This window comes from Vibrio sp. 378, assembly GCF_033339435.1.
The window spans coordinates 1-9,742 of sequence record NZ_JAWOUO010000030.1; the positions used below are offsets into that span (position 1 = coordinate 1).

Consider the following 9,742-nt stretch of genomic DNA (forward strand, 5'->3'; position numbering starts at 1 on the left):
GTACGTATCCGAAGCCTTTTGCAAAGTACAAATAGAGAAACGGTGACCGTAGTTCGCCGTCGTTTTGGAGGGATCAGTGAGCGAGTTTCTGACCGTTCGGCTGAGTAGCGAACAACAAAGTACCATTCCTTGGGTGGTGTGGTCGACAGATCAACAGGAAGTGATTGCTAGCGGTGAAATCGCCGGATGGGAACACTTAGATGAGTTGGTCTCATATGCTGGTCAGCGCCAAGTTGTGGCGCTGCTGGCGAGTAATGATGTAGTCCTGACGCAAGTGGATATACCACCTGGTGCAACACGCCAATTCGAGGCTATGTTACCGTACTTAGTGGAAGACGAAGTTGCTCAGGACGTTGATGGCCTGCACTTTAGCGTGTTGGGTAAACAAGCGGATAAAGCGCAGATTTGCGCAGTTGAACGTGCTTGGATTCAGACTGTACTGCAACGTTTCTCAAGCCAAGGTATCGCCATTAAACGCATTTTACCCGATGTGCTTGCGTTACCGGTTCGTGGAGATCACAGCAGTGCTGCAATGATTGGCGAGCAATGGCTAATTCGTCACTCTGCGACAGAGGGCGCGGTTGTCGACGCTTCTTGGTTAGACCTTTACCTCTCTTCTTATCTACAAAATCATGAAGGTTGGAAGCTCGATTGCTTTAGCTCGGTCCCGGAATCTGCGTTACCTGAAATATGGGATCCGCAACCAGAAGAAATGACGATGGCTTTACTGGCGAAGGGGGTGACAGAAAGCAAAGTCAATTTGCTGACTGGGATCTTCAAGCCGAAATCTTCTTGGGGTAAATACTGGAAGCTCTGGCAAAAAGCCACCATTGCTGCGGGGGTGCTTATCGTCGTCATGGTTGCGCAGCAGTTGCTCGTGGTCCACAAGTACGAAGCACAAGCTCAAGCGTATCGTGAGGAGAGTGAGCGTATTTTCCGCCAGGTGTTCCCAAATAAACGACGCATTCCTACCGTTAGTTACCTCAAACGACAAATGGATGATGAAGAGCGCCGCTTATCTGGTGGAAGTGGTCAGCAGGCAATGTTGTCATGGTTGGCAGCATTACCCGCGACGCTTGGTCAGGTCAGCGACTTGGAGATCACTAGCTTTAAATACGACGGACAACGTGGCGAAGTACGTATTCAGGCTCGTAGTTCAGACTTCCAACCTTTTGAGCAGGCTCGTGTGAAATTGGCAGAGAAGTTTAATGTTGAGCAAGGTCAGTTGAACCGTAGCGATAACGTTGTGGTTGGCAGCTTTGTTTTGAAGCGTTTGTGAGGTGATGATGAAAAACTTAATTTCTCAAGCTCAGGTTTGGTGGAGCAGCATCTCGCAGCGTGAGCAGCGTTTGGTCATGGGATGTGGCGCTATTGCCGTTATCGGTATTATTTATTGGGGTTTATTACAGCCAATGAGCCAACGTGCGGAGCTAGCTCAGTCACGTATTCAAAGCGAAAAACAGTTGCTAGCTTGGGTACAAGATAAAGCGGATGGCATCACTGCACTGCGAAAAAGCAGCGGTGTGAGCTACTCTAGTCAACCGTTGAATCAGTTGGTTTCTTCTTCAGCTCGTCGTTATAAAGTTGAGTTGATTCGCGTACAACCTCGTAATGAGAGCGTTCAAGTGTGGATCAAACCACTCGCGTTTAATCAACTAGTGGATTGGTTACGTTACTTGAAAGAGCAACAGGGTATTGAAGTCGAATTTTTAGATATCGACCGAACAGAGCAAGCGGGCATGATCGATGTAAACCGCCTTCAGTTTAAGCGAGGTTAAGGTGAAGCGAGCAGTACTTTACGTTGTTATCTTTATCGTCTTTTTTTCAGTCAGTCTTTTAATGGGATTACCAGTCTCTTGGGTGTTACAACAAGCACCAACAGTGAGAGGCCTGGACATTCAAGGAGCCAACGGTTCGGTATGGCAAGGTCAAGCTTCTAGTATTCGTTGGCAGCGCCAGAACCTTGGAGAAGTTAATTGGGATTTCCAATGGTCGAGTCTACTGACAGGTAAAGCGGAGTTTGCTGTGCGCTTTGGTCGTGGTAGTGAAATGGACGTTCGTGGGCGCGGTTTTGTCGGCTATAACTTAAGTGATGGCCCTTATGCCAAAAACTTAGTTGCCTCGATTCCGGCGGTAAAAGTTGTTGAGCAAGCGCGCCTCCCTGTGCCTGTTGGTGTTGATGGGCAGCTTGAGCTGAATATTCGTCATGCGACTTATGCTGCGCCTTGGTGTAAGAACGGTGAAGGCACTTTAGTATGGAATGCCAGTGGTATTCAAAGCCCCGTTGGCAGCTTAGATCTCGGTCCTGTGATTGCCGATATAAACTGTCAGGATAGTGTATTGACGGCAACTGGTGAGCAGAGCAGCAAACAAGTCTCTGCGGCGTTTTCCGCTGAACTGATGCCTAATCAACGGTACTCAACCAAAGCGTGGTTCAAACCTGGTGCAGAGTTCCCATCCAGCATGGGGGAGCAACTGAAATGGTTGGGTAAGCCGAATGCTCAAGGTCAATATGAGTTTAATTACCAAGGGCGCTTCTAACCTATCGTGACAAAATCCAATATCTTAAAAGAGCTGCTATTGTGCAGCTCTTTTTGCTTTTGGATCATCGTAAGCTAAAACCTCTATTCGCTGTACATTCGATCTTGATTGGGAATGAGTGAAAGTTTAAAGCCATGATTTTTAATTGATTTGTTTCTTTTGTTCAGCTTTGCAAGTAATTGGAACATAGTAGGCTAAATACTCCAAGTGCTGTACAGAAGGTCAAAAAGAAAAGGCCACGAAGATATTCGTGGCCTTTCTATTGCTAGAATTTTGTGCTCTAAATTTTACCGATAGGGCGCTTAATCTTTGCGTTGTAAAATCTCATTCCAAGGTAAATCCGCATCACCAAGAACAATAAAATTCGGGTTTTCTAGTGTTTCCCGCTCGTTATATGACAGCGGTTCTAATTGCGTGCTGAGAATACGTCCGCCAGCTTCTTCAACAATGCATTGTGTCGCAGCGGTGTCCCACTCACCTGTTGGACCTAGTCGGAGATAGCAATCTACCGCCCCTTCCGCGACGAGGCATGCTTTCAATGCTGCAGAACCGAGCGGTATTAAGTCGTAATTCCAGGCGCTGCTCATACGGTTAGTAATACGATTGATGTCTTGGCGACGACTAATAGCAATTGCGATGCTTTGCTCTGGCTGTTCGTGTTTGTGTGTATGGATTTTGACGCTGTCCGACATGTCGGGAATTTTCCAGGCGCCTTTGCCATTATAAGCGTAGTAAGTCACGCCAGATACAGGACCGTAAACGACGCCCATGGTTGGTCGATTGTTGTCGACCAACGCGATAATAGTGGCAAAGTCACCACTGCGAGCGATGAATTCTTGAGTACCATCAAGAGGGTCGACTAACCAATAACGTTCCCACTGAGCGCGTTGCTCTAAGCTTATGTCTGCGTCTTCTTCTGACAACACGGGAATGTCAGGCGTCAGATCACTCAAGCGTTCTGTGATGAACTTGTGAGCTGCAATATCTGCACTTGTTACGGGAGTTTCGTCACTTTTGGTGTAGGCCTCGTATTGCTTCTTTTCATATATCTCGAGGATCATTTGCCCAGCACTGCGGGCAATCTCGATGACTTGAGGAAGTAGGTGAGATAGATCTTTTGTCATTGGCATAAGTGATAGTCCTTACTCACAGTGTTATTCGGTTCTAATGACCGTTATTGGTTATGCTTGTGAGTGGTGTTTGGTAAGTGTTTCAGTGCCAACATTAGCGCTGTGATGCTTCGTGCTTCACAGAAATCCATGTGAGTTAATAACTCTTCGGCTTGCGCAAGTGGCCAACGCACAATTTCCAGTGGTTCAGGCTCATCGCCTTCTTGCTTCTCTGGATAAAGCGCCTGTCCTAAAAATAGAGTCATTTTGCTCGAAAAGTAAGATGGCGCGAGGATAACTTGTTTCAACGGGGTTAACTGATTACAGCCAAAGCCGATTTCTTCTTTTAACTCACGATCCGCAGCTTGGTGTGGTGTTTCTCCTGGGTCAATCAGCCCTTTTGGGAAACCTAGCTCGTAACGTTCAGTTCCAGCGGCGTATTCACGCACCAGTAATAAATCGCCTTGTTCTGTTACAGGGACTACCATTACAGCATCTCGTCCACTTGGCTTCATACGCTCATAAGTACGGTGCTCACCATTGGAAAAACGAAGGTCGAGCGCTTCCACAGCAAACAGTTTGGATTTTGCAACCGTCTGGCATGAGAGTATCTCTGGTGGGGTTCGTTTCGGCATGACGCTGGCTCCTTGGTGTCGTTGGCGTTTACGAGATGCGTAAGATTCTTAATATATGAGAACTCCGCCTGAGTTTCTAGCGGATTTTACGAGTCGAGCTAAGCATCTCAGCATCACCTCAGTATCGATACAAAAATGGGAGACCGAAGCCTCCCATTTTCTGACAGTGTTTACTCTTAGTAGTAAGAGTGATCACCACGGTCATGTTCTGTAGCATCACGAACTGCGGTTAGTTCACCAATGAACTGGTTTAGCAGCTCTTTCTCGATGCCTTCTTTTAGTGTTACGTCAACCATAGAACAGCCATTACAACCGCCACCAAATGCAACAATCGCAACACCGTCTTCAGTGATCTCAACCAAGTTTACGTGACCACCGTGGCCAGCAAGTTGTGGGTTCACTTGAGTTTGGATAACGTACTCAACGCGCTCAACCAGTGGTGCGTCGTCCGCAACTTTACGCATTTTAGCGTTAGGTGCTTTTAGCGTTAGCTGAGAGCCCATTTTATCGGTAACAAAATCGATTTCAGCGTCTTCAAGGAATGGCAGGCTTAGCTCATCCACGTAAGCTGAAAAACCGCTGTAAGAGAGTTCAGTGTCGGTCGATTCTACTGCTTCTGGTGGACAGTAAGACACGCCACACTCAGCGTTTTGTGTACCTGGGTTCACAACGAAAATACGAATGTTAGTGCCTTCAGGTTGTTGACCTAAAAGGTTAGCGAAATGCGTTTGCGCAGTTTCTGTAATAGTAATATTTGACACGACGAATACCCGAGTAAATTTGTAGGTTACTGCTGCTATTCTACTCTTGTTGACGTATGGGTCTAGTCTTTTTGATGCTAAGGCATGGCGAAGCGATCTAGAGAGAACGAGGAGCAGGTGTTCTGCAGATGCAGTAAATATCGATGCTTTCTACGCCAACTTCAAGTAGTAAATGACATAATTGTCGGACGGTACTGCCTGTGGTGACTACATCATCGACGATGGCAACATGGGAAGAGTGAGGGCGCTTATTGAGAATAAACGCGCCTTTTAAGTTTTGTTCACGGCTTGTTTTGGTATTACCACGCTGTGATTGGGCGAGCTTTACTCGAAGAAAGACCTTCGCATCAAAATTAGTCTGCAATTGCTTGGCGAGGTGTCGGGCTAAAACATCACTTTGATTAAAACCCCGGCGCAGGTAACGCTGCCAGTGCAATGGCACACTGGTAATGATTGGAGCTGGCGTGGTGATGCGCTGTGCCAGTTGCTCGGTTAATGCTTTTACATGCCAAGACTCTCCGTGATCTTTAAAGCGTTGTACTTCCCGTGAAAGGGGAAAGTCGTAATCGCCTAACGTGTATAGCCTTTGCCATGGCGGTGGCTTTGAAAGACATTCACCACAAATACTATCCGTACTCATTTCTTCTTTCTGTAATGATAAACCGCAGCGTTGACATCTTTTTACCGGAGTTAGGTATTTTAAACAGTGCTCGCACCAGCGCAGAGTATTTGTGTGGCTTGGTGTTTGAATAGGGAACCGACACAGGCCGCATTGACTGCTCAATACGCGATGCATGATGTTTTGCCAGTGATGAGATAACATAGCGTTTATTCATGGTGATATTTTACTCAGCCTAACGTTTGGCTGAAGCCGTAGGGAATAAAATAAGTGGGAGAGATTGAGAGCATGAGCACGAAATTACACTGGCAGTCATTTGGTCAGGGACCAGATTTGGTGTTACTTCATGGGTGGGGCATGAATGGTGCGGTATGGCAGCAGACAGTCGAGTCTCTTCAACCTTATTTCCGAGTTCATGTGGTTGACCTTCCGGGGTACGGACATAGCGCCGAATCTCATGCTGAAGATTTAGACCATATTGCTAACTTGGTGGTGCAAGGTGCGCCAGAGAAAGCGATTTGGCTTGGTTGGTCCCTCGGAGGTTTAGTGGCGACGCATGTGGCATTAAATATGCCCGAGCGCGTGGCTAAGTTGATTACGGTTGCCAGCTCACCTAAATTTGCCGCAGAAAAACCGTGGCGCGGCATTCAACCGAATGTACTGAGTGCGTTTACCTCTCAGTTGCTAGAAGATTTCTCACTGACCATTGAGCGCTTTATGGCGTTGCAAGCGATGGGCAGCCCATCAGCGCGTAAAGACGTTAAACAGCTCAAGCAAGCGGTACTATCGCGCCCTCAGCCAAACCCTGAATCGCTGTTGGTTGGGCTAAACATCCTTGCTGATGTGGATCTGCGCGATGCGTTGACGTCTCTTTCTGTTCCAATGTTGCGTCTTTATGGCCGTTTAGATGGGTTGGTGCCAATTAAAGTAGCTAACGATTTAAGTGAACAGTTACCTCATACCCAGCAGTTTGTTTTTAATCAGTCCTCTCATGCGCCTTTTATCACCGAACATGACGAATTTTGTGTTCAAATCCGAGAGTTTGCTCACGATTGAGCAAGTACGAGCGGAAATACCTCAAGTTGTTTAAAAAGTGGTCGATATAAAGGCTGGTGAGGTTTTATTAGCCAATAAAGCTAAGCCATATTGACGAGTTGGGCGACTCTGAGGAGGGTTCGCAATGATTGTGTCACCGACCAACGTAAGTGTACCACTGATCGCCCCATCCGTGAATGTGCAGACGGAACAAGCAGCTCGCGACAATAAAGTCCGAGAGCCTGTAACGCCAACGGTCGCATTGGCCAAAACCAATGCAGAGCGAAAAGTAAAAGGTGACGACAAGCGCCGACGTCAGTCTTCTTGGGATCCTTCAGAGCATCCTGATTATGATATGGAAACGGAAGTCGACACGCGTTATCAAGAAGAGCCGGAAGATACACTAGAACGGCTTTTTAGTTTGCTTGCGCTCAAATCGTATAGTGAAGACCAGGGGAAAGGCTACGCGATCCGCTTTCGCTTACCAAAGCGCATTTTGGATGCTGCGATCAATGAAGGATTAATGGAAAAGCGCAGGAAGGTGATCAAGTTTCATTATGGTCATGCAGTCGCTCCCCATACCCCGTCAGAAGTGATAGCAGTATTATGACGACTCAATATCCTACTCAAACAAAAACGCTCCAAGCAGGTTGACTGATTGGAGCGTTTTCTTTTTAGTTATGAAAGCTCGTTAGCGGTGAAGCCTAGGTAAGGTTACTTTTTCGCTTTAGCAAACGCTGCAGCAAACGCACCGCCCATCGCGCTGTTCGATGACGAATCATCACGGCGAGGCTGACGACGCTGCGGTTGGTCATTATGACGTGGCGCTGCTGATGAGCGTTGGCTGCGGTTGTCTTGACCCGGTTCGTCGTTCATACGCATCGATAGACCAATACGCTTACGCTGCACGTCAACTTCCATCACTTTCACTTTGACGATGTCGCCCGCTTTCACCACTTCACGTGGGTCAGACACATAACGATCTGTCAGTGCAGAAATATGCACAAGACCATCTTGGTGAACGCCGATATCAACGAAGGCACCGAAGTTGGCTACGTTAGACACCACGCCTTCTAGAATCATGCCCGGTTCCAAGTCAGATACCGAGTTTACACCTTCTGCAAACGTCGCCGTTTTGAATTCTGGACGTGGGTCACGACCCGGCTTATCCAGCTCTTTGATGATGTCTGTAATGGTTGGAACGCCGAAGTTATCGTCGGTGTAATCGACCGCATGCAGACCTTTAAGGAAGCTTGAATCACCAATCAGTGCTTTGATATCTTTGTTGTTCTTCTCAGAAATCGCTTTGACCACTGGGTACGCTTCTGGGTGAACCGCAGACGCATCAAGTGGGTTCTTACCATCCATAATACGCAGGAAGCCCGCACACTGCTCGAACGCCTTAGGACCTAAACGAGGTACTTTCTTCAAGGTTGTACGTGCTTCGAAGCGGCCGTTCTCATCGCGGAAGTCGACAATGTTCTGCGCGATGGTGCTTGATAAGCCTGCTACGCGCGTCAGTAGCGCCGCAGAAGCAGTGTTCACATCAACACCAACCGCGTTTACACAGTCTTCCACAATCGCATCTAGGCGTTTTGCCAACATAGATTGGCTTACATCGTGCTGGTATTGACCCACACCAATAGATTTAGGATCAATTTTCACGAGTTCAGCCAATGGATCTTGCAAACGACGTGCAATCGACACTGCACCACGCAGTGATACGTCCATATTCGGGAACTCTTTTGCTGCAAGCTCAGACGCTGAGTAAACCGATGCACCCGCTTCACTCACGATGATTTTCTGAACTTTCAGGTTGCCACGTTTGATGACGTCTGCGACAAAGCTGTCGGTTTCACGTGAAGCCGTGCCGTTACCAATCGCAATCAAATCCACGTTGTACTTACGCACCAACTGATCAACGATTTGTGCTGACTTGTCGTATTGTTTTTGTGGTGGGTGAGGGTAGATGGTTTCGGTGGCAAGCACTTTACCTGTTGAGTCGACAACCGCGATTTTTGAACCTGTACGCAGACCCGGATCTAGACCAAGTGTTGCACGAGGGCCAGCCGGTGCTGCCATCAACAAGTCTTTTAGGTTAGTGGCGAATACTTCAATCGCTTCGATTTCAGCGCGCTCTTTCATTGCGCCCATTAGCTCGGTTTCCATGTGCATCGATACTTTGATGCGCCATGCCCAGCTGATCACTTGCTTACGCCAGGTATCCGCCGGTGCGCTGCTTAGCGTTACGCCATAATGGTCGGCGATAATCGTTTCGCAGTAAGACTGACGAGCGCCTTCTTCCTGTTCTGGATCAGCGTTCATCGCCAATGTCAGGAAGCCTTCGTTACGGCCGCGTAGCATCGCCAGTGCGCGGTGCGATGGCACTTTGCTTAGGGGCTCGTTGTGGTTGAAGTAATCTTTAAACTTCTCGCCTTCTTGCTCTTTGCCTTCAACGACTCGTGAAACCAGTTCCGCATTGCGATTTAAGTGGTTGCGAATTTTTTCCAGTAAGTTTGCGTCTTCTGCGATGCGCTCCATGATGATCGCGCGAGCGCCATCCAATGCAGCTTTGGTGTCTGCGATGCCTTTGTCTGCATCAAGGTATTTGCTTGCTTCGTTTTCTGGCTCAGTTTGTGGATGATTCCAAAGCTGGTCTGCGAGCGGCTCAAGACCGGCTTCAATCGCGATCTGACCTTTGGTGCGACGCTTTGGTTTGTAAGGTAGGTACAAGTCTTCAAGACGAGTCTTGCTGTCTGCCTGAGTGATCTCTTGTTCTAGCTCAGGCGTAAGTTTGCCTTGCTCTTGGATCGATTTCAGGATGGTCTGACGGCGATCGTCCAGTTCACGAAGGTAAGACAGACGGCTGTCTAGAGTACGCAGTTGGGTGTCATCAAGGCCGCCCGTCACCTCTTTGCGGTAACGTGCAATAAAAGGGACAGTGTTGCCATCATCAATTAGGGTGACAGCGGCGTTGACTTGCTCTGGGCGAACATTCAGTTCTTGAGCAATCATGCGACAGATAGCTTGGCTCATCCGTGT

General features: G+C 48.0%; 10 protein-coding genes and 1 pseudogene. 6 read left to right on the forward strand and 5 right to left on the reverse strand.

All coding sequences use genetic code 11. The features are described 5' to 3' along the window. From R7Q48_RS23360 to R7Q48_RS23375, 4 genes and pseudogenes are all read left to right on the forward strand, one after another. Positions 1–108, forward strand: a pseudogene (locus R7Q48_RS23360) (type II secretion system minor pseudopilin GspK); the annotation flags it as partial. After that, positions 77–1,279, forward strand: coding sequence for a type II secretion system protein GspL (gspL, locus tag R7Q48_RS23365; protein ID WP_165401605.1), 1,203 nt, complete (start codon positions 77–79; stop codon positions 1,277–1,279). The pseudogene R7Q48_RS23360 and the gene gspL, both read left to right, overlap by 32 nt. Before the next feature lie 7 nt (positions 1,280–1,286). Beyond that, a complete protein-coding gene (locus R7Q48_RS23370) occupies positions 1,287–1,778 on the forward strand; it encodes a type II secretion system protein M (protein ID WP_005383002.1) in 492 nt (163 codons plus the stop codon). A 1-nt stretch (position 1,779) separates the two neighbouring features. Further along, positions 1,780–2,541 (forward strand): type II secretion system protein N, encoded by a 762-nt coding sequence (locus tag R7Q48_RS23375; RefSeq protein WP_213969809.1) that lies wholly within the window; start codon positions 1,780–1,782, stop codon positions 2,539–2,541. A gap of 302 nt (positions 2,542–2,843) precedes the next feature. On the opposite strand, the gene cysQ is transcribed toward R7Q48_RS23375, so the two are convergent. From cysQ to R7Q48_RS23395, 4 genes are all read right to left on the reverse strand, one after another. Beyond that, the gene (gene cysQ, locus R7Q48_RS23380) at positions 2,844–3,671 is read right to left on the reverse strand and encodes a 3'(2'),5'-bisphosphate nucleotidase CysQ (RefSeq protein ID WP_005379308.1); all 828 of its coding nucleotides are present in this window, start codon (positions 3,669–3,671) and stop codon (positions 2,844–2,846) included. Between the two features lie 44 nt (positions 3,672–3,715). Next, entirely contained in the window at positions 3,716–4,285 is a 570-nt protein-coding gene (gene nudE / locus R7Q48_RS23385) for an ADP compounds hydrolase NudE (protein WP_005379309.1), read from the reverse strand. Positions 4,286–4,461: 176 nt separating this feature from the next. Next, a complete protein-coding gene (nfuA, locus tag R7Q48_RS23390) occupies positions 4,462–5,046 on the reverse strand; it encodes a Fe-S biogenesis protein NfuA (protein ID WP_005379313.1) in 585 nt (194 codons plus the stop codon). A gap of 97 nt (positions 5,047–5,143) precedes the next feature. Then, positions 5,144–5,869, reverse strand: a complete 726-nt coding sequence (locus R7Q48_RS23395; protein WP_213874599.1) for a ComF family protein — start codon at positions 5,867–5,869, stop codon at positions 5,144–5,146. A gap of 84 nt (positions 5,870–5,953) precedes the next feature. Between R7Q48_RS23395 and bioH the strand changes: the two genes are divergently transcribed. Then, entirely contained in the window at positions 5,954–6,721 is a 768-nt protein-coding gene (gene bioH / locus R7Q48_RS23400; RefSeq protein WP_005384724.1) for a pimeloyl-ACP methyl ester esterase BioH, read from the forward strand. 124 nt (positions 6,722–6,845) lie between these two features. Next, entirely contained in the window at positions 6,846–7,310 is a 465-nt protein-coding gene (locus R7Q48_RS23405; RefSeq protein ID WP_005379316.1) for a hypothetical protein, read from the forward strand. Between the two features lie 104 nt (positions 7,311–7,414). Here R7Q48_RS23405 and R7Q48_RS23410 read toward each other — a convergent pair whose 3' ends face one another. After that, a complete protein-coding gene (locus tag R7Q48_RS23410; protein ID WP_158157106.1) occupies positions 7,415–9,736 on the reverse strand; it encodes a Tex family protein in 2,322 nt (773 codons plus the stop codon). Positions 9,737–9,742: the final 6 nt, after the last annotated feature.

What these genes read in the sequence shown, in the direction of transcription:
- R7Q48_RS23370 (WP_005383002.1), top strand. Translation starts at nt 1,287, where the DNA reads ATGAAAAACTTAATTTCTCAAGCTCAGGTTTGGTGGAGCAGCATCTCG.
- cysQ (WP_005379308.1), bottom strand. Translation starts at nt 3,671, where the DNA reads ATGCCAATGACAAAAGATCTATCTCACCTACTTCCTCAAGTCATCGAG.
- nudE (WP_005379309.1), bottom strand. Translation starts at nt 4,285, where the DNA reads ATGCCGAAACGAACCCCACCAGAGATACTCTCATGCCAGACGGTTGCA.
- R7Q48_RS23395 (WP_213874599.1), bottom strand. Translation starts at nt 5,869, where the DNA reads ATGTTATCTCATCACTGGCAAAACATCATGCATCGCGTATTGAGCAGT.
- bioH (WP_005384724.1), top strand. Translation starts at nt 5,954, where the DNA reads ATGAGCACGAAATTACACTGGCAGTCATTTGGTCAGGGACCAGATTTG.
- R7Q48_RS23405 (WP_005379316.1), top strand. Translation starts at nt 6,846, where the DNA reads ATGATTGTGTCACCGACCAACGTAAGTGTACCACTGATCGCCCCATCC.
- R7Q48_RS23410 (WP_158157106.1), bottom strand. Translation starts at nt 9,736, where the DNA reads ATGAGCCAAGCTATCTGTCGCATGATTGCTCAAGAACTGAATGTTCGC.